Annotated in this window: 18 protein-coding genes; 11 read left to right on the forward strand and 7 right to left on the reverse strand. The window is 64.5% G+C overall.

Translation table 11 applies throughout. From position 1 onward, the window contains the following. The first annotated feature begins 595 nt into the window (after positions 1 to 595). From AC1ECK_RS15345 to AC1ECK_RS15370, 6 genes are all read left to right on the forward strand, one after another. Positions 596 to 4,378 (forward strand): nitrate reductase subunit alpha, encoded by a 3,783-nt coding sequence (locus AC1ECK_RS15345; protein ID WP_480320508.1) that lies wholly within the window; start codon positions 596 to 598, stop codon positions 4,376 to 4,378. After that, positions 4,375 to 5,898, forward strand: coding sequence for a nitrate reductase subunit beta (gene narH / locus AC1ECK_RS15350; protein ID WP_480320510.1), 1,524 nt, complete (start codon positions 4,375 to 4,377; stop codon positions 5,896 to 5,898). Before AC1ECK_RS15345 ends, narH begins: the two co-directional genes overlap by 4 nt. A gap of 1 nt (position 5,899) precedes the next feature. Then, complete coding sequence (gene narJ, locus AC1ECK_RS15355) at positions 5,900 to 6,595, forward strand: nitrate reductase molybdenum cofactor assembly chaperone (RefSeq protein ID WP_480320512.1); 696 nt, start codon at positions 5,900 to 5,902, stop codon at positions 6,593 to 6,595. 70 nt (positions 6,596 to 6,665) lie between these two features. Further along, complete coding sequence (gene narI / locus AC1ECK_RS15360) at positions 6,666 to 7,349, forward strand: respiratory nitrate reductase subunit gamma (protein ID WP_480320514.1); 684 nt, start codon at positions 6,666 to 6,668, stop codon at positions 7,347 to 7,349. A gap of 46 nt (positions 7,350 to 7,395) precedes the next feature. Then, positions 7,396 to 8,184 (forward strand): peptidylprolyl isomerase, encoded by a 789-nt coding sequence (locus tag AC1ECK_RS15365; protein WP_480320644.1) that lies wholly within the window; start codon positions 7,396 to 7,398, stop codon positions 8,182 to 8,184. A gap of 23 nt (positions 8,185 to 8,207) precedes the next feature. Beyond that, on the forward strand, positions 8,208 to 9,491 hold the full coding sequence (locus tag AC1ECK_RS15370; protein WP_480320516.1) for an MFS transporter: 1,284 nt from the start codon (positions 8,208 to 8,210) through the stop codon (positions 9,489 to 9,491). Positions 9,492 to 9,536: 45 nt separating this feature from the next. On the opposite strand, the gene AC1ECK_RS15375 is transcribed toward AC1ECK_RS15370, so the two are convergent. After that, positions 9,537 to 10,913 (reverse strand): LLM class flavin-dependent oxidoreductase, encoded by a 1,377-nt coding sequence (locus AC1ECK_RS15375; protein WP_480320518.1) that lies wholly within the window; start codon positions 10,911 to 10,913, stop codon positions 9,537 to 9,539. Positions 10,914 to 11,161: 248 nt separating this feature from the next. Here AC1ECK_RS15375 and AC1ECK_RS15380 point away from each other — a divergent pair, with 248 nt between their 5' ends. From AC1ECK_RS15380 to AC1ECK_RS15400, 5 genes are all read left to right on the forward strand, one after another. Beyond that, positions 11,162 to 12,022 (forward strand): class I SAM-dependent methyltransferase, encoded by an 861-nt coding sequence (locus AC1ECK_RS15380; protein ID WP_480320520.1) that lies wholly within the window; start codon positions 11,162 to 11,164, stop codon positions 12,020 to 12,022. Between the two features lie 192 nt (positions 12,023 to 12,214). Further along, positions 12,215 to 13,114, forward strand: a complete 900-nt coding sequence (locus AC1ECK_RS15385) for a transporter substrate-binding domain-containing protein (RefSeq protein WP_480320522.1) — start codon at positions 12,215 to 12,217, stop codon at positions 13,112 to 13,114. After that, a complete protein-coding gene (locus AC1ECK_RS15390) occupies positions 13,111 to 13,854 on the forward strand; it encodes an amino acid ABC transporter permease (RefSeq protein ID WP_480320524.1) in 744 nt (247 codons plus the stop codon). Before AC1ECK_RS15385 ends, AC1ECK_RS15390 begins: the two co-directional genes overlap by 4 nt. Then, positions 13,844 to 14,653, forward strand: coding sequence for an amino acid ABC transporter permease (locus AC1ECK_RS15395; RefSeq protein WP_480320526.1), 810 nt, complete (start codon positions 13,844 to 13,846; stop codon positions 14,651 to 14,653). The genes AC1ECK_RS15390 and AC1ECK_RS15395 overlap by 11 nt, the downstream gene beginning before the upstream one ends. Continuing rightward, complete coding sequence (locus tag AC1ECK_RS15400; protein WP_480320528.1) at positions 14,640 to 15,500, forward strand: amino acid ABC transporter ATP-binding protein; 861 nt, start codon at positions 14,640 to 14,642, stop codon at positions 15,498 to 15,500. Before AC1ECK_RS15395 ends, AC1ECK_RS15400 begins: the two co-directional genes overlap by 14 nt. Before the next feature lie 86 nt (positions 15,501 to 15,586). Here the strand turns inward: AC1ECK_RS15400 and AC1ECK_RS15405 are convergent, their stop codons facing one another. From AC1ECK_RS15405 to AC1ECK_RS15430, 6 genes are all read right to left on the reverse strand, one after another. Further along, positions 15,587 to 16,918 carry an LLM class flavin-dependent oxidoreductase gene (locus AC1ECK_RS15405; RefSeq protein WP_480320530.1) on the reverse strand — a complete coding sequence of 444 codons (1,332 nt, stop codon included), beginning with the start codon at positions 16,916 to 16,918 and terminating at the stop codon, positions 15,587 to 15,589. Then, positions 16,915 to 18,243, reverse strand: a complete 1,329-nt coding sequence (locus AC1ECK_RS15410) for an MmgE/PrpD family protein (RefSeq protein ID WP_480320532.1) — start codon at positions 18,241 to 18,243, stop codon at positions 16,915 to 16,917. The genes AC1ECK_RS15405 and AC1ECK_RS15410 overlap by 4 nt, the downstream gene beginning before the upstream one ends. Positions 18,244 to 18,562: 319 nt before the next feature. Continuing rightward, positions 18,563 to 19,330: an amino acid ABC transporter ATP-binding protein gene (locus AC1ECK_RS15415; RefSeq protein WP_480320534.1), complete on the reverse strand. Its 768-nt coding sequence runs from the start codon at positions 19,328 to 19,330 to the stop codon at positions 18,563 to 18,565. Further along, positions 19,327 to 20,007, reverse strand: coding sequence for an amino acid ABC transporter permease (locus AC1ECK_RS15420; RefSeq protein ID WP_480320536.1), 681 nt, complete (start codon positions 20,005 to 20,007; stop codon positions 19,327 to 19,329). Before AC1ECK_RS15420 ends, AC1ECK_RS15415 begins: the two co-directional genes overlap by 4 nt. A gap of 20 nt (positions 20,008 to 20,027) precedes the next feature. Then, a complete protein-coding gene (locus tag AC1ECK_RS15425) occupies positions 20,028 to 20,807 on the reverse strand; it encodes an amino acid ABC transporter substrate-binding protein (RefSeq protein ID WP_480320538.1) in 780 nt (259 codons plus the stop codon). A 200-nt stretch (positions 20,808 to 21,007) separates the two neighbouring features. Next, on the reverse strand, positions 21,008 to 22,405 hold the full coding sequence (locus tag AC1ECK_RS15430) for a dienelactone hydrolase family protein (protein ID WP_480320540.1): 1,398 nt from the start codon (positions 22,403 to 22,405) through the stop codon (positions 21,008 to 21,010). Positions 22,406 to 22,532 lie beyond the last annotated feature (127 nt).

Here is a 22,532-nt window from a genome sequence, read left to right on the forward strand (position 1 = left end):
GGGTGCGATGCCCGGTTTCAAACGTTCCCAAACGCTGCGATTACGCTCGCGACTATTGAACTGATGAATCGCACTCTCAAAGACCTGTTTAATCTTGTAAGACTTGCCCTCAAAGACACCGTTGCACCTGCAATCCCGGAGGTCGCCCTCTCGATTTTATAAGGTATCCACATTTATATAAGACTTCTTGTCTAACGTGGCAACTTTCCCCAGAGCGACTAAAAGCACCTATTCCATAAAAATAGAAGATCTTCCTGAAATCCACAATTGAAATAGCCTTCAGGGACATGCTTCACGCCCGACACAGCCAGTAGCCCAACGTCCCCGCCAGATAGACGCAAAGCGAGGCTGCGGCCGCTCGCGCGATCTTTCTGACTGGGCCGCGCCATGGCCTCCTTCCTGTTTGCATTCCCAGCAGATCTCATCTATAACCGATTGGACATTACTGAATCCAGTCATTGTTATCTCAATTGCAATTCTTTGACCGACGTCATCGAACCTCAATGGTCGAGCGCGGTTGCAATCATCTCTCCTTTACTTCCTGCGAATGGTTTCATTTAATTACTAATTCCTGAACGCGAAACCTGGAGGCGCCATGAGCCATTTTCTGGACCGTCTGCGTTACTTCACAACCCCGAGGCCGCAATTCGCGGACGGCCACGGCGCCGTTACAGACGAGGACAGAAAGTGGGAGGATGCCTACCGCACGCGCTGGGCGCATGACAAGATCGTGCGCTCGACGCACGGCGTCAACTGCACAGGCTCGTGTTCGTGGAAAATCTACGTGAAGGGCGGCATCGTCGCGTGGGAAACGCAGCAGACCGACTACCCGCGCACGCGCCCCGACATGCCCAACCACGAGCCACGCGGCTGCTCGCGCGGCGCCTCGTATTCGTGGTACCTCTATAGCGCGAACCGTCTCAAGTATCCGCTCGTGCGCAGCGCGCTCGTGAAGTTGTGGCGTGAGAAGCGCCGCACGCTCGCGCCGGTGGACGCGTGGGCCGCGATCGTCGACGACGAAGCGGCCCGCAACAGTTATCAAAAGCGCCGCGGCCTCGGCGGCTTCGTGCGCGCCGACTGGAGCGAAGTCACCGAGATCGTCGCGGCGGCGAACGTGCACACCATCAAGCGCCACGGCCCCGATCGCGTGATCGGCTTCTCGCCGATTCCCGCCATGTCGATGGTCTCGTATGCGGCAGGCTCCCGCTATCTCTCGCTCATCGGCGGCGTGTGCCTCTCGTTCTACGACTGGTATTGCGACCTGCCGCCCGCCTCGCCGCAAACGTGGGGCGAACAGACCGACGTGCCCGAATCCGCGGACTGGTACAACTCCACGTTCATCGTGATGTGGGGGTCGAACGTACCGCAGACCCGCACGCCCGATGCGCACTTCATGGTGGAGGCGCGCTATCGCGGCGCGAAAATCGTCTCGATCTTCCCCGATTACGCCGAAGGCGCGAAGTTCGGCGACATCTGGCTGCATCCCAAGCAGGGCACCGACGCGGCGCTCGCGCTCGCGATGGGCCACGTGATCCTCAAGGAGTACCACCTCGCGGGCAAGAGCGCGTATTTCACCGATTACTGCCGCCGCTACACCGACATGTCGTGTCTCGTCACGCTCGTCGAGCGCGCTGGACAGTACGTGCCCGACCGCTATCTGCGGGCCTCCGACTTCGCCGATGCGCTCGGCCAGACCAACAATGCCGACTGGAAAACCGTCGTGATCGATGCGGCGAACGGCGCGTTCGCGGTACCGGTGGGCTCGGTGGGATTTCGCTGGGGTCAACAGGAAGGCGAGGACCGCGGCAAGTGGAATCTGCGCGAGGAAAACGCGCAAGGCGAGCCGCTTACGCCGGCGCTGTCGCTCGTCGACGGACACGACGAGGTGGTCGACGCAGCCTTTCCGTACTTCGGCAACGTCGCGCATCCGCACTTCGCGCACACCGGACATCAGTCGGTGCTGAGCCGCCGCATCGGTGTGCGCCGCGTGGCCACGCGCGAGGGCGAGCGGCTCGTGGCGACCGTCTACGATCTGTTCATCGCGAACTACGGCCTCGATCAGGGGCTCGGCGGCAAGGACATCGCGCAAGGCTACGACGACGACGTCCCTTACACGCCCGCATGGCAGGAAGCGATCACGGGCGTGAAGCGCGCGGACGTGATCAACGTCGCGCGCCAGTTCGCCGAGAACGCCGACAAGACCCAGGGCAAATCGATGGTGATCATCGGTGCGGGCATCAATCACTGGTTCCATATGGACATGGCTTACCGCGCCATCATCAACATGCTGGTGATGTGCGGCTGCGTGGGCCAGTCGGGCGGCGGCTGGTCGCATTACGTGGGCCAGGAGAAGCTGCGGCCGCAAACGGGCTGGACTCCGCTCGCGTTCGCGCTCGACTGGAACCGTCCGCCGCGCCAGATGAATGCGACCTCGTTCTTCTACGCGCATACCGACCAGTGGCGCTACGACCCGATGAACCCGACCGACCTGCTCTCGCCGCTCGCGGACAAGTCGGCCTATCACGGCGCGCCCATCGACTACAACGTGCGCGCGGAGCGCATGGGCTGGCTGCCGTCGGCACCGCAACTCACCACCAATCCGCTCGAACTCGGGCGCACGCTCGGCGAACCCGCCGACGCGGGCGCCAGCGTCGCCGGCAAGCTCAAGGACGGCAGCCTCAAGTTCGCCTGCGAAGACCCCGACGATCCCGCCGTATTCCCACGCAACATGTTTGTGTGGCGCTCGAATCTGCTTGGCTCGTCGGGCAAGGGCCACGAATATTTTCTCAAGCATCTGCTCGGCACGACCAACGGCGTGCAGGGCGAGGAGATCGCGAAACAGGGCGCGCCGCATCCCGAAGAAATCGCCTGGCATGACGAAGCGCCGCGCGGCAAGCTCGATCTGCTCTGCACGCTGGACTTCCGCATGTCGACCACCTGCATGTACTCGGACGTCGTGCTGCCCACTGCCACGTGGTACGAGAAGGACGACATGAACACGTCCGACATGCATCCGTTCATCCACCCGCTCTCCGCGGCCGTCGATCCCGCCTGGCAGGCGCGCAGCGACTGGGATATTTTCAAGGGCATCGCGAAGCGCTTCTCCGAACTGAGCGTGGGGCATCTGGGCAAGGAGCGCGACGTGGTGCTCTCGCCCATCGCGCACGACGCGCCGGGCGAACTCGCGCAGCCGTTCGGCGTGGCCGACTGGAAGAAAGGCGAATGCGAACCGGTGCCCGGCAAGACCATGCCGGCGGTGGTCGTGGTGGAGCGCAATTATCCCGAGACGTATCACCGCTTCACCTCGCTCGGCCCGCTGCTGGACACGCTCGGCAACGGCGGCAAGGGCATTAGCTGGAACACGCAGAAGGAAGTGGCCGAACTCGGCCACCTCAACTACCGCTACGCGGACGAGCCGAAATCCGGCGACGCCGCTGGCCGCCCGCGCATCGAAACCGCGCTCGATGCCGCCGAAACCATTCTCTCGCTCGCGCCCGAGACCAACGGCGATGTGTCGGTAAAAGCGTGGGAGGCGCTCAGCAAGATCACCGGCATCGAGCACGCGCATCTGGCCGAGGCGCGCGCGGACGAGAAAATCCGCTTTCGCGACATCCAGGCCCAGCCGCGCAAGATCATCTCGTCGCCCACGTGGAGCGGCATCGAATCCGAACACGTCTCGTACAACGCGGGCTATACGAACGTGCACGAGCTGATCCCGTGGCGCACGCTAAGCGGCAGACAGCAGCTTTATCAGGATCACGAATGGATGCGCGCGTTCGGCGAAGCGCTGTGCGTCTACAAACCGCCCATCGACACCGGCAGCTACGAGCATATGGTCGGCGCGCGCTCGAACGGCAATCCCGAGATCGCGCTGAATTTCATCACGCCGCACCAGAAGTGGGGCATCCACAGCACCTACACCGACAATCTGCTGATGCTCACGCTCTCGCGCGGCGGGCCGATCGTCTGGATCTCGGAACAGGATGCGGCGCAGATCGGCGTGGTCGATAACGACTGGATCGAGTGCTACAACTCGAACGGCGCATTGTGCGCGCGCGCCGTGGTCAGCCAGCGCATTCCGCGCGGCATGGTGATGATGTATCACGCCCAGGAAAAGATCGTGAACACGCCGGGCTCGGAAATCACCGGCACGCGCGGCGGGATTCACAACTCGGTCACGCGCATCTCGCTCAAGCCGACGCACATGATCGGCGGCTACGCGCAACTGGCCTACGGCTTCAACTACTACGGCACGGTCGGCTCGAACCGCGATGAGTTCCTCATCGTGCGCAAGATGAAGAAGATCGACTGGCTCGACGAGGAAGAAACGCCGGTCGGCGCCCTGCCCGCCGCGATTCGCGAAGGAGAAGCGTCATGAAAGTCCGCGCCCAGATTGCCATGGTGTTGAACCTCGACAAGTGCATCGGCTGCCATACCTGCTCGGTCACCTGCAAGAACGTCTGGACGAGCCGCGAAGGCATGGAATACGCCTGGTTCAACAACGTCGAAACGAAGCCCGGTATCGGCTACCCGAAGGAATGGGAGAACCAGGAACGCTGGCGCGGCGGCTGGGTACGCAAGCCCGACGGCAAGATCGAGCCGCGTCTGGGCAGCAAGTGGCGACTGCTCGCGCAGATCTTTGCGAACCCGCATCTGCCCGAGATCGACGATTACTACGAGCCCTTCACCTTCGATTACGCGCATCTGCAGGAAGCCGGCAACACGGGCGCGACGCCGGTTGCGCGGCCGCGCTCGCTCGTGAGCGGCGAGCGCATGGAGAAGATCGAGTGGGGGCCGAACTGGGAGGAAATCCTCGGCGGCGAGTTCGAGAAGCGCGCCAAGGATTACAACTTCGAGAATGTGCAGAAGGACATCTACGGCCAGTTCGAAAACACCTTCATGATGTATCTGCCGCGTCTGTGCGAGCACTGCCTCAATCCGGCATGCGTGGCCGCGTGTCCGTCCGGTTCGATCTACAAGCGCGAGGAAGACGGCATCGTGCTCATCGATCAGGACAAGTGCCGCGGCTGGCGCATGTGCGTCTCCGGTTGCCCATACAAGAAGATCTACTTCAACTGGCAAAGCGGCAAGGCCGAGAAGTGCATCTTCTGCTATCCGCGCATCGAGGCCGGGCAGCCGACTGTCTGCTCGGAAACCTGCGTGGGCCGCATCCGCTATCTGGGCGTGCTGCTCTACGACGCGGACCGCATCCAGGAAGCCGCGAGCGTCGCCGACGAGAAAGACCTCTATCAGGCGCAGCTCGACGTGTTCCTCGATCCGTTCGATCCCGAGGTGATCGCGCAGGCCGAACGCGACGGCGTGCCCGCTGCGTGGATCGACGGCGCACAGCGCTCGCCGGTCTACAAGATGGCGATCGACTGGCGCATCGCGTTTCCGCTTCATCCCGAGTACCGCACGCTGCCGATGGTCTGGTACGTGCCGCCGCTCTCGCCCATCAACGCCGCCGCGAACAGCGGCGAGCTCGGCATGAACGGCTGGCTGCCCGACGTGCAGTCGCTGCGCATTCCGCTGCGCTATCTGGCGAACCTGCTCACGGCCGGTGACGAACAGCCCGTGCAGGTAGCGCTCGAACGGCTGCTCGCGATGCGCGCGTTCATGCGCGCGCGCCACGTGGATCGCCTGGACGCCACCCAGGTGCTGGCGCAGGTGGGGCTCTCGCTGCATCAGGTCGAAGAGATGTACCGCTATCTCGCGATCGCGAATTACGAAGACCGCTTCGTGATTCCCACGACGCACCGCGAGTACGCGGAGAACGCGTTCGATCTGCGCTCGTCGTGCGGCTTCACGTTCGGCAACGGCTGCTCCGACGGCCGCAGCGAGGCGAGTCTGTTCGCGCCGAAGAGCGGCCATCGCCAGATCCCGATCCGGGAGATCTGACATGTTCTCGATCCGCCCCAATAGCCTGACGTTCAGGTTGCTCGCCATGTGCCTCGAATATCCGGACGAAACGACGCTCGCAACGCTCGCCGAGGCGCGCGCCCACGTGCAAGGAGAGCGCGCGTTGCGCGGCGAGACGCGCGAGCGGCTGCTGCGTTTTCTCGAATACCTCGGCTCGCGCGACCTGCTTTCGCTGCAGGAGAACTACGTGGCGCTGTTCGATCGCGGCCGCGCCACCTCGCTGCATCTGTTCGAGCACGTGCACGGCGAATCGCGTGAGCGCGGCCAGGCCATGATCGATCTGAAGCAGATGTACGAGCGGCACGGCCTGCTGCTCGGCCCGCAACAGTTGCCCGACTATCTGCCGGTGTTCCTCGAATATCTGTCGATACTCGAAGCTAACGAGGCGCACTCGCTGCTCGGCGAAACCACCGCGATCCTGCAGTCGATCACTGCGGAGCTGAGCCGCCGCAATAGCCATTACGCGTACGTGACGGGCGCCGTGCTGGCGCTCGCGGGCAACACGGATACCGCGTTGCCCGAAGACGCGCACGACGACGATGCCAACATGCCTCACGACAGCGAGGGCCTGAACGCGCTCGATGCCGCCTATAGCGAGGAGCCGGTGCGCTTCGTCGGGGCGTCGCAGCCGGCCGTCGCGCCAGTCCAGTTCCATGCGCGCCGCCCGCCGCGCTAAAGCCGGCGCGCTCGAACAAGTTTGACGCATTCAGCAGCACGCAATCCAGTGCAATCAGCAAGGAGCAGCCATGGGCCCTTATTTGCATCAGTTCCTGTTCGGCATCTACCCATACATCTGTCTGGCGGTGTTGTTGTTAGGCTCGCTCGTGCGCTTCGACCGCGAGCAGTACACGTGGAAGAGCGACTCCTCCCAGCTCCTGCGGCGCGGCACCCTGCGACTCGGCAGCAACCTCTTTCACTGGGGCATCCTGGTCGTGGTGATGGGGCACTTCCTGGGCTTTCTCGCGCCGCACTGGCTCGTGGCGCCGTTCATTTCGGCATCCGTGCACCAGTTGCTCGCGATGGTCGCGGGTGGCGTCGCGGGCCTCTTCGCTATCGTCGGACTCTCGCTGCTGATCGTGCGGCGGCTGGGCGACACGCGCATCCGCCGCAACAGCAAGGCGTGGGACATCATCATCGTGCTGATGCTGTGGGTGCAGCTCGCCCTGGGGCTCGGCACCGTCGTACTCTCCGCGCGCCATATGGACGGCGCGATGTTCGAACAGCTCACCGACTACGTGAAAGGCGTGGTGACGTTCCGCGGCAACGTCGCAAGCCTGCTCGACGGCGTGCCGCTCGTCTATCAGACGCACATCGCCCTCGGCTTCACGATCTTCCTCGTCTCGCCTTTCACGCGCATGGTCCACATCTGGAGCGGCATTGCTTCGGTTGCCTATCTGTTGCGGCCCTATCAGCTCGTGCGCAAGCGTTGATTCTTAGGCGTTGATCCTTCACGGAGGCACCTCGATGAATGCCGCGATGAATGCCGATTCGCAAGCCGTGGCGAGCGAACTGCCCGCACGGGTCAATCACGTTGAAATCGATCTGGCGGCCATCGTTTCGGAGAGCCGCCATCACGCGGACGATCCCGACCCGCCGCTCGCCGCCCGGCGCGCGCTGGTGGTGCGCGAACTGCTGCGCCAGCGCGCCGTCGAACTCGCGCTGATCGACGCCGGTACCCCGCTCGACGACGACGCACTCGATGCGCTGCTCGCACGCGAACTGCGCGTGCCGGAACCGACGGCCGACGACTGCCGGCGCTTCTATGAGCAGCATCCTGCGCGCTTCATACGCAACGAGATCGTCTACGCGAGCCACATTCTCTTTGCAGTGACGGACCGCGTGCCGCTCGCGCTCCTGCGCCACAAGGCCGAAGACGCGCTCAACGTCTTGCTGCGCGAGCCGGAGACTTTCGAAGCGCGTGCTCGCGAACTCTCGAACTGCCCATCCGCGGGCGTGGGAGGCAGCCTTGGCCAACTGATGCGCGGCGACACCGTGCCCGAGTTCGAAAGCGCACTGTTCGACAGTCCCGGCGTGGGGCTTCTGCCGCGGCTCGTGCGCACGCGCTTCGGCTTTCACGTTATACGCATCGAGCGGCGCGTGGCCGGCGAGCCGGTGGCGTTCGAATCCGCCGCCGGTGAGATTGCCCGCTTCCTCGCGGAGCGGGTGCGCCACAAGGCCATCCAGCAGTACGTTTCGATCCTCGCAGCGGGGGCGTCGCTCGAAAACGCCGCCGTCGATGCCGCAACGAGCCCGCTGGTGCAATGAGCAATCAGGACAAGAGAGATGACATGAATCTGCGCAGCGAGTCCAACAAAATCGCCACCCAGATCGTCGGCGCGCCGATCGTGGTGGACGCCAAAGCGTGGTCCACCCTGCTCGTGAGCACGCTCGCGTTCCTCGTCTGCTTCGTGGTCTGGATGATGTTCGGCGTGCTTGGCGTGCAACTACGCGACGAGCTCGGGTTGAACAGCACGGAGTTCGGCCTGCTCACCGCCACGCCCGTGCTCACCGGCGCAGCCATGCGCCTGCCGCTCGGCGTATGGACGGACCGGTTCGGCGGGCGCATCGTCATGACGCTCCTGCTCACGGTCTGCGCCGTGCCGGTCTACATCGTCAGCTATGCGACGCAGTTCTGGCAGTTCCTCGTGATCGGGCTCTTCCTCGGTTGCGTGGGTGCGTCGTTCGCCGTGGGCACACCGTATGTCGCGCGCTTCTTTCCGCCCGAACGGCGCGGAGGCGCAATGGGCTTTTTCGGCGCCGGCACGGTTGGCGCAGCGGTCAATCTGTTCGTCACGCCGTCGCTCGAGGCCGCTTACGGCTGGCGCTTCGTGCCGCGCATCTATGCGCTCGCGCTGCTCGTGACCGCGCTGATCTTCTGGTTCGCCTCCGCTCCCGATCCGGGCGCAGGCAAGAAGGGCGGCTCGTTGCTCGCGTCGTTCCGTGTGCTCGCCGACGCCCGCGTCTGGCGCCTGTGCCAGTATTACTCGATCACGTTCGGCGGCTTCACGGCGCTCTCGCTATGGATTCCGCAATACCTGAAGGCCGAGTACGGCATGTCGCTGGTGGCGGCCGCGGCGTTCGCAGCGGGCTTCTCCCTGCCAGGCTCGGTGCTGCGCGCAGTGGGCGGCATACTCGCCGACCGGTTCGGCGCGCACAACGTGACGTGGTGGGGTTTGTGGGTCGCGTGGATCTGTCTGTTCATTCTCTCGTATCCGGCCACCGACTTCGTGATTCACACGATCGACGGCACGGCCACGCTGCACCTCAGCATGCCGCTCGCGGGCTTTGTCGCGCTCACGTTCGTGCTGGGCGCGGTGTTCGCGTTCGGCATGGCGTCCACGTTCAAATATGTCGCCGACGACTTCCCCGCCAACATGGGCATCGTCACCGGCATCGTCGGGCTCGCGGGCGGGCTGGGCGGCTTCCTGTTGCCGATCCTGTTCGGCGCGCTGCTCGACCTGCTGAAGATTCGCTCGAGCTGCTTCATGCTGCTCTACGGCATCGTTTGGGTGTCGCTCATCCTGCTTCATCTCTCCGAAGTCAGGCGCACGCAGCTCGTGGGCGAACATTAGGACGAGGGACGCTGGCGCCAATAACCGGGTTCGACGGGACTGCGTTCAAGCGCGGAAAAAGCGGTTTTCCGGACGGGGCAAACCGAGATTTTCCCGCAGCGTCGTCCCTTCATATTCACGCCGGAAAATACCTCTGCGCTGCAGTTCCGGAATCACCTTGTCGACGAAATCGTCGAGCCCGCCCGGCAGATACGGGAACATCACATTGAAGCCATCCGAACCTTCACCGACGAGCCACGCTTCCATCTGATCGGCGATCATCGCGGGCGTGCCGACCATTTCGAGCCCCGAGTAGCCGCCGATGCGCTGCGCCAGTTGCCGGATCGTCAGTTTGTCCCGCTCGGCCCACTCGACCACACGCTGCCGGCTCGTGCGGCTCGCGTTGCTCTCGGGGATCTCCGGCAGCGAGCCATCCGGGTCGAAGCTCGACACATCGTGTCCGAGCGCGATCGACAGCGACGCGATGCCGCTGTCGTAATGCACGAACGTGTCCAGACGGGCGCGCTTTTCCAGCGCTTCATCGAGCGTGTCGCCCACCACCACGAACGCGGCGGGCAAGATCTTCATATGGTCGCGCGGGCGCCCAAGTTTCTCCATGCGGCCTTTGACGTCCGCGTAAAAACGCTGGCCGTCGGCGAGGGTCGTCTGCGCGGTGAAAACGGCCTCGGCGGTTTCGGCGGCGATCTGCCGTCCCGCTTCGGAGGAGCCGGCCTGCACGATCACCGGCCAACCCTGCACCGGACGTGCGATGTTGAGCGGACCGCGCACCGAGTAGTACTTGCCCTTGTGATCGAGCACGTGCAGTCTGTCCGGATCGAAGAAGATGCCGGACTCGACGTCGCGAATCAGCGCGTCGTCGGCCCAGCTATCCCATAGTCCGGTGACGACGTCGAAGAATTCGCGCGCGCGCCGATATCGCTCATCGTGCTCGACGTGCTCTTCGAGGCCGAAGTTGAGCGCGGCATCCGGGTTCGAAGTGGTGACGAGATTCCAGCCGGCCCGGCCGCCGCTAATGTGATCGAGCGAGGCAAAGCGGCGGGCGACGTGATACGGCGCGTCGAACGTGGTGGACGCCGTGGCGATCAGGCCGAGGCGCTCGGTCACGGCCGCGAGCGCCGGCAGCAAGGTCATCGGTTCGAACGACGTGACCGTATGACTGCGCTTTAACGACTCCACCGGCATGTTGAGCACGGCCAGATGATCGGCCATGAAGAAGGCATCGAAGCGTCCGCGCTCGAGTGTCTGCGCGAAGCGCTTCATATGCGCGAAGTTGAAATTGGCATCGGGGTAGGCGCCCGGATAACGCCAGGCGCCGGTGTGAATCGTCACGGGGCGCATGAAGGCGCCGAGGCGCAGTTGGCGCGGCGGTTTTGGCTGCGGGTTTGACTGCGAGTGTAGCTGCGGGTGTGACTGAATAGACATGCAAGACTCTCCGCTCGAATCGACGATCCCCGATCCCCATGCAGGCGACGCGGGATTGATGTGTGTGCCGCGATCCTGGCTGCTTCAGCAGCAGCGCGCAGCTCGCTCGCGAAATACCATACGCTGAATCTGCGCGGCGTGCAGAACACGCGTCGTGCAAACTACGCCGCAAACGCTTATCGTTAGGCCTGTTGCCGCTTTTTCCAAGGTTCACCGCGGCTTATCCGAATCCATCCATCCCAGCCACCATGACCCACCACTCCACTCCGATGCTTCGCACGCTGCGCTACACACTCACCGGGCTATTGGCCGCGCTGCTGGTGGCGGCCTGCGCATCAGCGCCGTCGAGCCAGGACTCGCTCGCCGCAGCGATCGCCGGCCCGCAGCGCAGCGACGCCGCCAAGGCACGCGACGTCTACCGCCATCCGCAAGGCACGCTGCAATTCTTCGAGATCGCGCCGACCCAAACGGTGCTCGAAATCGCCCCGGGCGGCGGCTGGTACACGGACATTCTCGCGCCTTACCTGCACGATCGCGGCACGCTCTACGAGGCCGAATATGTGAGCCCGTCGCCCAGCGCTGCGACAGAGGAACAGGCCGGCCACGCCGCGCTGGCGCGCAAGCTCGCAGCGACACCAGCCATCTACGGCAACGTGGTCGTCGGCACGCTGCAGGCAGGCCAGTTCAGCGGCTTCGCGGCGAACGGCAACGTCGACCGCGTGTTCACGTTCCGCAATATCCACAACTGGATCAAGGACGGCCAGCTCGACACCAATCTGCGCGCGTTCTACGCGGCGCTCAAGCCGGGCGGCATCCTCGGTGTCGAAGAACATCGCGCGGCGCCGGGCACGTCGCTGCAACAGATGATCGACAGCGGCTATGTGACCGAGGCCTATGTGATCGACCATGCGCGCGCCGCGGGCTTCGAGCTTGCCGGCAGCAGCGAAGTCAACAGCAACCCGCGCGACACCAAGGACTACCCGCACGGCGTGTGGTCGCTGCCGCCCACCTATGAAGGCGGCAGTGTCGACAAGGCGCGCTTTGCCGCGATCGGCGAGTCGGACCGCATGACGTTGAGGTTTGTTAAGCCACTCAAATCGACGTCATAACGCCGGTCCCGTCTGCGCAAATGCGCGAATCAGATAACGGTATGAAAAAAGCTTGGTTCTGGATTGAGCCCTGCTTGTCGAGAATAGCCACGGTACGCTGCCCACGCGCGCCCTTTGCGTCACGTTGCACCGCGCATGGGCACGCCGCCAGCAAGGCGCAGCGCCACTCTCATGATCGACCGACCATCCGTTATGTCCAACCGTCCGACTCGCCCTGCCCCGCTTCAACCGTCTCGCCTGCCGTGGTTGTCCGCCCTCGCGCGCGGCGCCCTCGCCCGCACCGCCCTGATCCTGAGCACCGCCCTCGCCGTCCTCGGTACCAGCGCCGCGCACGCCGACGCCACCTTGGACCGCATCCACGAACGCCACAAGCTGGTGGTCGGCGTGATCCTCTCCGGGCCGCCGTTCGGCTCGCTCGACCCGGCCACGCAAAAGCCGGTCGGCTTTAACGTGGACCTCGCGGAGAACCTCGCCAAACATCTCGGCGTGGAGATCGAAATGGTTCCGGTGCAGCCGTCCAACCGGGTTCAATTCCTGCAGCAGGGCAAGGTCGACGCGCTGATCGCCAACATGGAAGTAACCCAGGAGCGCGCGCAGATTCTCACCTATCCGCCCACGCCGTTCGAGGAAATCGGCGGCGCGCTGATCACCCGCAAGGACAGCGGCATCAAGACGTGGAACGACCTGCGCGGCAAGGCCGTGTGCGTCTCGCAAGGCAGCAACTACGCAAAACCGCTCGCCGAGCAATATGGCGCGCAGGTCAAGGCATTCCGCGGCCAGCCCGAATCGCTGCTCGCCTTGCGCGGCAACAACTGCGTCGCCGCCGTGCACGTCGCACCGACGCTGCGTCTGCTGGCCGCGCACAATCCGGACTGGAAGGACTACACCATCCCCGTCTCGAACGATCTGATTCCGTCGCCTTCCGTGATCTGGGTTCGCAAGGGTGAAACCGATACGCAGAACGCTTTCGAGAAGGTCGTCGAGGACTGGCACCGTACCGGCTGGCTGATCGACACCGAGCACAGGAACGGCATGCAGCCGTCGCAAGCGGTGCTCGACCTGCACGCCAGATTCAAGGCGCAGCCGGCATGAGCGGGACGCTGCCCGAACAGGCGGTGGCCGCGCTCGACAAGCTGGGGCTCGACTACAGCTTCGTGCTCGCCGCCGACGAACGCGCCTCGTTCCTGCATGGCATGCTGGTGACGATCGAGCTCTCGGTGGTGACGGCGTTTTTCAGTCTGCTGGCCGGCGTGCTGCTGGCCGCCATGCTGATCTCGCCGCGCAAGGCGCTGGCACGACCGGCGCGCCTCTTCGTCGAGATCACCCGCAACACGCCGACGCTGGTGCAACTGTTTTGCGCGTTCCTCGTGCTCAACATGTTGCTGAGCCAGGCGCTGCGCGAGCTGGGCGGCAATCCGCTTACACCGTTTATCTGGAGCGTGATCGTGATCGCGCTGCACAAGGGTGCGTTTCACGCGGAAGCACTGCGCGCCGGCATCGAGGCCGTGCCGCGCGCGACGCTCGAAGCCGCGCAGTCGCTCGGCTACAGCCGCAAACAGCGGCTCTGGAACGTGCAGTTGCCGCTCGCCCTGCGCTTCGCGTTGCCGGCGCTCGTCAACAACATGGTCGATCTGGTGAAGATGACCACCATCGCCTCGGCCATCGCGGTCGGCGACGTCACCTATGCGTCGATCATGATCTGGACCCAGCGCGACAACGTGCTCGAACTGATGATCCTGATCCTGCTGTTCTTCGGCATCCTGACCTTTCTGATCAACCGTGCCGGCCGCTGGCTCGAAACCCGTTTGAGGATGCCCGGCTATGGCCACTGAGCCACTCGCTTTTAGCGCCGCACGATCGCCGGCGCGCCGTCAGCCCGGCACGGTGCTCGCCGCGATCGCGGTGGGCGTGCTGCTCGCGCTACTCGAACGCGAGCTGGCCAGCCACGCGCACAACGTCACGCTGGCTGCGCTCGTCACCTGGGCTCCCGCACTCGTCAAGGCGCTCTGGGTCAACGTCGAAATCAGCCTGCTGGCGATTGCGCTCGGCACCGTAGCCGGACTGGCGCTCGGGCCGCTGTTGCTGTCGCCGCTGCGGCTGGTGCGCGTGACGGCCCGCGCTTACGTGCAGGTGTTTCGCAACGCGCCGTTACTGGTGCTGATCTACTTCTCCACCTACGTGTTTCCGTTCGAGATTGCGCTCGGCCATCACACGCTGCCCTTTCCCGACTGGTTCAAGGTGACGCTCGGCCTCGCCTTGCCGGCCAGCGCCAACGTGGCGGAAATCTTCCGCGGCGCGATCCAGTCGATTCCGCACGCGCAGTGGGATGCGGCACGCTCGCTCGCCTTCAGCCGCACCCAGGTGTTCCGCTGGATCATCCTGCCGCAGTGCGTCAAGCGCATGCTGCCGCCGTGGATGAACCTGTACTCGAGCATCACCATGGGCACGGCGCTCGCCTCGCTGGTCGGCGTGCACGATCTGCTCGATACCGCCCAGGTCGCGAGCAATACCGTGGCCCGCGCCGATTTCACGGTACTGGTCTACTTCACCGTGCTGGGCCTCTTCTTTGTCTACTGCTACCCGATCGCGCGCTTCACGCGGCGCCTCGAAAAACGCTATGCATTCAGTTGAACCGCTCTCCGCCGCGCACGCCGCGTCGAGTCCCCTCGTCAGCCTGCGCGACGTGCATCTGTCGTTCGGCGCCAACCCGGTGCTCAACGGGATCGACCTCGACGTGTTCCGCGGCCAGGCCGTTTCGATCATCGGCCCGTCCGGCTCCGGCAAGTCGACTATCCTGCGCTGCATCACCGGCTTGCTCAAACCGCAGAGCGGCACGATCGAAGTCGACGGGACGCGGGTCGATCAGCTCGGTTCCGAGCGCGACGAGATCGAACTGCGCAAGCGCGTCGGCTTCGTGTTTCAGCAGTACAACCTGTTTCCGCATCTGAGCGTGCTGGACAATCTGGTGATAGCGCCCGTGCGCATTCTGCGCCGCGACAAGGAAGCGGCCACCCGCACCGCCTACGATCTGCTCAAGAAAGTGCGGCTCGCCGACAAGGCCCACGCCTATCCCGGCGAGCTGTCGGGCGGTCAGCAGCAACGCGTGGCGATAGCGCGCGCCCTCGCCATGCAACCGGATCTGATCCTGTTCGACGAGGTGACCTCGGCGCTCGACCCGGAAACGGTGGGCGAAGTGCTGACTGTGATCCGCGATCTGGTCAAGGACGGCATGACCTGCGTGCTGGTTACGCACGAGATGCGCTTTGCGGAAGAAGTCAGCGATGCGGTGTATTTCACCGAGGCCGGCGTGATCGTCGAGCATGGCCCTGCCGAGCGCCTGTTCCGTGACCCGGCAAGCCCGCGCACGCGTGCGTTCCTGACGCGCTCGCTGGCCGCCGCCAGCGACGAACGCGACGCCGCACGCAGCGAGGCGGCGCGTGTGACTATCCCGCTCGATCTGCGCAAGTTCGCTATCTGATGTCGATGTGATCCCGCTACGATGAACCAGCCGCCCGGACGCGGCGCGCACTGTAACGCGCCGCCCGGGCGGGCCGTCGCCGCTCGTTATCGCGCGGCGTAGCGGCTCGCCGGCCGCGGCAGTCCCAAGTGATCGCGCAACGTCGTGCCGCTGTACTCGGTGCGAAACAGGCCGCGCCGTTGCAGCTCAGGCACCACCAGTTCGACAAAGTCATCGAGGCCGCCGGGGAAATACGGCGGCATGATATTAAAGCCGTCCGCGCCTTCGCCGACGAACCATTCTTCAAGCGCATCCGCGACCTGGGTCGGCGTGCCCCACACGATGCGATGCCCGCGCGCCCCCGCCACCAGGTGATACAACTCGCGCAAGGTGAGGTTTTCGCGGCGCGCCAGATCGGTGAGCAGCTTCGCGCGGCTTTTCAGTTGCTCCGATTCGGGCAGTTCCGGCAGCGGACCATCGAGCGGATATCCGGAGACGTCGTGACCGAGGCGATCGGACAGCAGCGTCAAGGCACCCGAAGTATCGGTCCATTGCTGCAACTGCGCGTACTTGTCCTTGGCCTCCTGCTCAGTTCTGCCGATCACCGGGAACACGCCCGGCATCACATGCAGTTGCTCGCCGTCGCGGCCGAACTTCGCGAGCCTGCCCTTGAGATCGCGATAGAAGATGCGCGCTTCATCGAGCGTCTGCTGCGCGGTGAACACCACTTCCGCGGTGCGCGCCGCCAGGTCCTGCCCCGGACCCGACGAGCCGGCCTGAATCACCACCGGGTGCCCCTGCGGCGGACGCGAGGCGTTCAACGGTCCCTTCACCGAAAAGAAACGGCCCTCGTGAGCGAGCGTATGCACCTTGGCGGGATCGAAGTAGACGCCGCTCGCCTTGTCGCGCACGAGGGCATCGTCGTCCCAGCTATCCCACAGGCCCTTGACGACGTCGACGAACTCGCCCGCCATCTCATAGCGCAACGCGTGATCCGGGTGATTGCCGCGCGTGAAGTTCGCCGCGGTCCGGTCATAGGAGGTGGTCACGACATTCCACGCGGCGCGGCCCTGGCTCAGATGATCGAGCGAGGCAAACGCCCGCGCCACGTGATAAGGCTCGCTATAGGTGGTCGACGCCGTGGCGGCGAGACCGATATGACGCGTGCCCATGGCGAGCGCCGACAGCAAACACAGCGGTTCGAGACGCATCGCCATCGACGGATGCGCATCCGGGCCGCTCGTCAGGCCATCGGCGAGAAACACCATGTCGAACTTGGCGCGTTCGGCGGTCTGCGTGATCCGCTGCATCAAGGCGAGGTTTTCGCTGCCGGCCTGGGCGTCGGGATGGCGCCAGCCGGCCACGTGATGGCCGGCGCCCTGAATAAACAACCCAAGGCGCATTTGCCGCCGGGCGGCGGAGGTTCGAACGGTACTCATACTTTGATCTTGGCGAAGGACTGGAAAATGAAGGCGAGATCGCCCGCGCTCTGCATCGTGTCCACGAGCGCGGGAAGGGTTGCGAATCCGGCGTGGTGATCTACCGCATCCGCGAATTTGGCTTGCAGATCTTCGGCGCTATAGAGGCGGTCGGTCTTGTGGCTGACCACGGCGCCGTTCTTCAACGTGATCTCCACCGTGGAGAAGCGCGTGGCCGGATCGGTCGAAGCGCGCGGCGCGGTCTCGTCGTGGGTACGCGAGACGCGGGCCGCGAGCGCCGCGAGTTCTGCGCGCACCGGCACATCGGCGAAGGTGGCGACGCCAGCCGCGCCGTCGGTCAAGACGGCGGCCACTGCGTATTCAACGCTAAAGCGCCCTTCGAGGCCGGTCGCGGGAGCATGGCTCGACAGCGGCGTATCGCCGCCGGGCGGGAAGGTCACGAGCACGCGCTCGATCTCTTGCAGCGTCAGGCGATGCGCGTGGCGCAATGTCAGCGCGGCATGCACGGCGTAGTGCGTGGCCGTGCAGCAGGGCCACGGCTTGAAGTAGAGACCCGGCGCAACGATCTGCCAGGGCGCGCCCCAGCCTTGCAGCACGCGCTCGGGTTGCGCCGCGCCCGCGCCGAATACGGCGAAGAATCCGGTCGGGCCGTCGAGCGCCCCGGGCGAGCCCTGCAAGCCGGCGGCCGCGAGCTGGGCGGCGAGCAGTCCGGCCCGCGCAGCCTGTCCGGCGTGCAGCGGCTTGGCCTCGCTGCCGAACTGCAGACGCAGACCGGCCGATTGCGTGGCGGCGAGACCTAGCGCGTTTTCCGTTGCGTCCGCATCCAGCCGCAACAGGAACGAAGCCGCCGCCGCGGCGCCCAGCGTGCCGAGCGTCGCGGTGTTGTGAAAGCCTTGCTCGTAATGGCGGCTGCCCAGCGCGAGGCCGAGGCGCGCCATGGTTTCGACGCCAACCACGTAGGCGGCCAGCAACTCGCTCGCGCTGCTGCGCCGGGTCTGGGCGAGCGCGAACAGAGCCGGCAACACTACCGTGCTGGGATGACCGCGCACGCTGCTATGGACGTCGTCGTAGTCGAGCGCGTGTCCCGCGTAGCCGTTGAGCAAGGCGGCATCGAGCGCACTGACGCTAGTCGGGTGGCCGATCACGGCCGCCTCGCCACGACTGCCGGTGCCGATCGCCGCCAGCAGCTTGCGATAGCCGGCATCGTCGGCGCCCGCGAAAGCAGCGGCAAGAAAATCGAGCACGCCGCGCCGGGCAGCGGCGATCGCGGCGGCATCGTCGAGGGGCTTGGCGGCAGCAATCTCCCGCGCAAGCAGGCGAGTCACATCATGGGTGAGTTCAGGAAGACTAGATATAGGTAGGCTGGACATATCGGACGGTGAAAACGCGGCTGTGCGCGAGCCGAATCCAACGCAGCTTGCGTTGCCGGAAACCCGGCGGATTCGAGCGGCTCGGTGACGGGCATGCAGGCCGCACGTTCAAAGCACGGCCCGCATGCGGCTACCCGGAAGATGCTAGCGAAGCGTGGCGTCTGTCACAAACAAGATTTCCCGCTTTCGATATCGCGTTTACAGCGATGCTGGAGCGGAGGCGCCCGCCGCGCGGTTCATCCAATCCTCGCGGGGTTGTCGCGCAGCGAGTCCCTCACTCGACCCACGCATCCGGCAGACGCTGCGTCAGCGTCGACACAAAGCGCGCCGTCTGCGCCTCGCGCGGCTGCGTAAAGATCTGCCGCGCCATACCCGCCTCCACCACCGCGCCGTGGTTCAGGAACACGACGTCACGCGCAATCGATGCGGCAAGACGCAGATCGTGCGTCGCCATCAGCATCGTCATGCCTTCGCCGGCGAGTTGCCTGAGCACCTCGACCACTTCGGCGGCCAGTCCCGGATCGAGCGCCGAAGTCGGTTCGTCGCACAACAACACCTCCGGCGAAGGCGCCAGCGCACGCGCAATCGCAACCCGCTGTTGCTGACCGCCCGAGAGCGTCGCGGGCCACGCATCGGCCTTGTCTGCGATGCCGACCTTCGTCAGCAGTTCATGCGCACGTTCGCGTGCGCGCGCCTTGTCCCACTTCTGTACCGTCAGCAATCCTTCCATCACGTTTTGCAGCACGCTCAGATGCGGGAACAACTGGAAATTCTGGAACACCATGCCGGTACGGCGCCGGATCGCCAGCACCGCGTCGCGCGCAGGTTTATGCTCGCGGCTGAACTCGAGCCGCTGCGTGCCGAGTTCGAGCGAACCGCTCTCGGGAATTTCCAGCAGGTTCACACAGCGCAACAGCGTGCTCTTGCCGCTGCCCGACGGACCGATCAAGGCGGTGACGTTGCCCGATGCCAGCGTCAGATCCACGCCGCTCAACACCCGATGCTCGCCAAAGAATTTCTCGATTTTTTCCAGCTTGATCATGCATTGCCTGCCTGAAAAAGCGCATGGCGGCCAAAGCGCTGTTCGAGCCTGACCTGTGCCGACGACAGCACCGAACTGAACACCAGATAGACCAGCGCCGCCTCCGTGTACAGAATCAGCGGCTCGTAGGTCACCGAGGCAATGCGCTGCGCGGCCTGAAACACTTCGGGCACCGTCAGCACGGCGGCCAGCGAGGTGTCCTTGACGAGCGAGATGAACGAGTTCGACAAGGGCGGCAGCGCCACCCGCGCCGCCTGCGGCAGGATGGCGCGGCGCAGGGCCTGGCCACGCGTCATGCCCATCGAATACGCGGCTTCCCACTGCCCTTTCGGGATCGATTCGATCACGCCGCGAATCACTTCGGAGTTATAGGCCCCGACATTCAGCGAAAAGCCGATGATGGCCGCCGTCAACGGGTCAAACACAATCCCCACATTCGGCAGGCCATAGAAGATCACGAACAGTTGCACCAGCAACGGCGAGCCGCGGATCAGCCAGACATAGAAGCGCACGCTCGCCACTGCCCAGCGCGGGCCGAACAGGCGGATCAAGGCAACCGCAAACGCCAGCAACAAGCCAAGCGCGAACGAAGCGAGAGTAAGCGGCACAGTAAACACGAGCCCCGCGTAGACGAGGGGCCACAGCGACTGCGCCATCAGATGCAACCAGGCTGGCATGATTCAGACCTGTCCGGTGCTTATTGGGAGACGTCCTTGCCGAAATACTTCTGCGAAATCTTCGCGTAGGTGCCGTCCGCCTTGATGTCGGCCAGCGCCTTGTCGATCGCCGCCACCAGTTCAGGGTCGCCCTTGCGCAGCAGCACGGCCGACTTGTCGCTATCCGAGGCAGTGTCGAGCGCGACGATCTTCACCTGAGCGTCCGGCTTGTGCTTCTTGAAATCGAGGAACGACAGCGAATCGTTGACCGTCGCATCCACGCGGCCCGAGGTCAGTAGATCGATCGACTCGTTAAAGCCCTGCACGGACACCACGTCCGCCCCGTGTTCCTTGGCAATCCTGCCGAAATTGCTGGTCAGGGTATTGGCCGACTTCTTGCCCTTCAGGTCGTCGAAAGTCTTGATGGTCGTATTGTCCGTGCGCACGATCAGCGCCGCGTGCGAGGTAATGTACGGCGTCGAGAAATCGTATTTGACCTTGCGTGCATCGGTCACCGCGACTTCGTTGATGACCGCGTCATACCGGTTCACATCGAGACCGGCAATCAGGCCATCCCATTTGCCTTCGACGAACTCCGGCTTCACGCCGAGACGCTGCGCGATCGCGGTGGCGATATCCACGTCGAAGCCGGTCAGCTTGCCCGCTTCGTCGTGATACGTGAACGGCGCATAGGTGCCTTCGGTGCCGACCTTGAACACGCCCGCTGCCTTGATCTGGTTAAGCTCGTCGCCAGCGAAAGCCGAGGTGAGCGCTGCGGCCTGCAGCAGGGCGATCAACAGAATGGAACGAATCGACTTCATGAAAACGTGCTCCGTAGAAATTGTTATACGAGGATAGGCTCGCTGCCCAATCGACTGCCCCGGCAGGGTGGGCGGACTGTAGCAAACGGCTCCTGCATCTACAAAGCATCAAGTTTTCGAAGAATATGCGTGCTGGTGATAAGCCCTAACGGCAAGGCTTTGCGCGCAGCGATGCCACTGCCGCAGACGGGCAGGCCGGGTCACTTCCCTGCCCACACCACCTCCCGGTTCACCGCATACAGCCGGCAACCGGCGTGTCCGTTGGCGCAGGCGGCGAGCGCATCGTTGAGCGGATCGACTCCCGTGCCCGCGCCCCATGCGCCGTCCGGCGCCACCGCAAAAGCGCGCGGATTGCGCGTGCCCAGAAAGCGCGTGTACGCCTGACGGCCCTGCGCATTCAGATAAGGAACCGCCGCGACGTCAGCGAGCGCGGCGAACTTCGTCGCTGGCGGTGCGCCTTCGAGCCGCGGCCAGACGACCGTGTTGTCGACCGCGTAGATCTGGCAATAGCGCGTGAGCTTCCAGCATTTGTCGAGCGCGTCGCGGCCCGGATCGAAGCCGCCGGACGCATAAACCGCGTTCGTGGTGCCGATGGCAATGGCGCGCGGCAGCGGCGCCACCAGAAACCGCCGGTACACTGCGTTGCGTTCCTTGTCATCCATATACGGCACGGCGCCCAGATCGTTGATGTCCGCATAGGCGCTCGCGGCGCGGGCGCGCTCCGGCAGATACTCCGGGTCGACCTCCTGGCTCGGCATGCCGATGCTCGCAAGAAACGTATCGGCTTTCTGCACCCACAAAGGCAGGCCCGCGCCCGAAGCCGTCATGCCGTGGGCATCCTTCTGGAATACGCCGTAGTCCACCAGTTCCGCACGGCCGCCCGCCGCAGTGTACTGCCTGAACATCGCTTGCCACGTTGGCGTGGAAAAGATCTGGTCGTTCTCGCCGAAGAACCAGATCGAACGCAGTCTGGTCCGCGCGCCGAACTGTCCGGCCGCTCCGATCAGGTTCGCATCGGGACTACGGCAATCGGACTCCTTCACGCCGCCTGCAAAGCTCAGGAGTCCTTTGACGTCGGGCGGGTTGAGCGAGCCGAACGCCAGCGTGTTCCACCCGCCCATGCTTTTACCGGCGACGATAATCTGCGAGGCGTCGATGCCGGGCAACTGCTTGACGTAATCGAGCACCTTGCGAATATCGCTTGCCGCATCGAGACCGATCGCAGCGACGTCGCAGCCATGCGGGCGCAGATGCCCCCCGGAGCCGGCATAGCCGCGCATCATCGGCATCGCCACCGCATAACCGCGCGACAGGAAATAGTAGGGAATGAAGTTGTCGCCGACGCGCGGCGCGTTGGCAGGATCGGGCGACGAGCCGTGATTCACGACGACCAGCGGAAACGGTCCGCCGTGCGACGGCATGAAGAGCGTCATCTGCAGGCGCACCGGCGGCGAGGTTTCGACCGGCACGCTGAGGATCTGCTCGTTGAGCGGCGCGCGCGGCGCGTCGTCGGGTGGAATGGCGGCCGAGGAATCGGCGAAGCTCACCCGCATCGGCACACTGAGCCAAACGCCGAGCGTCAGCAGGACAAGCAGCAAGATGGAGCGGATCGATCGCAGCACGTGCGGTGGAGTGTTGCTTGCGCGGGTAGGTTTGAGTTCGGCAAAGCCGGCCTACCCTGTCTTAACGGCAAGCGCGACGAAAACTAAAGAGCGTCGCGCTTGC

It is taken from the genome of Paraburkholderia sp. SSBN10T, assembly GCF_056619545.1.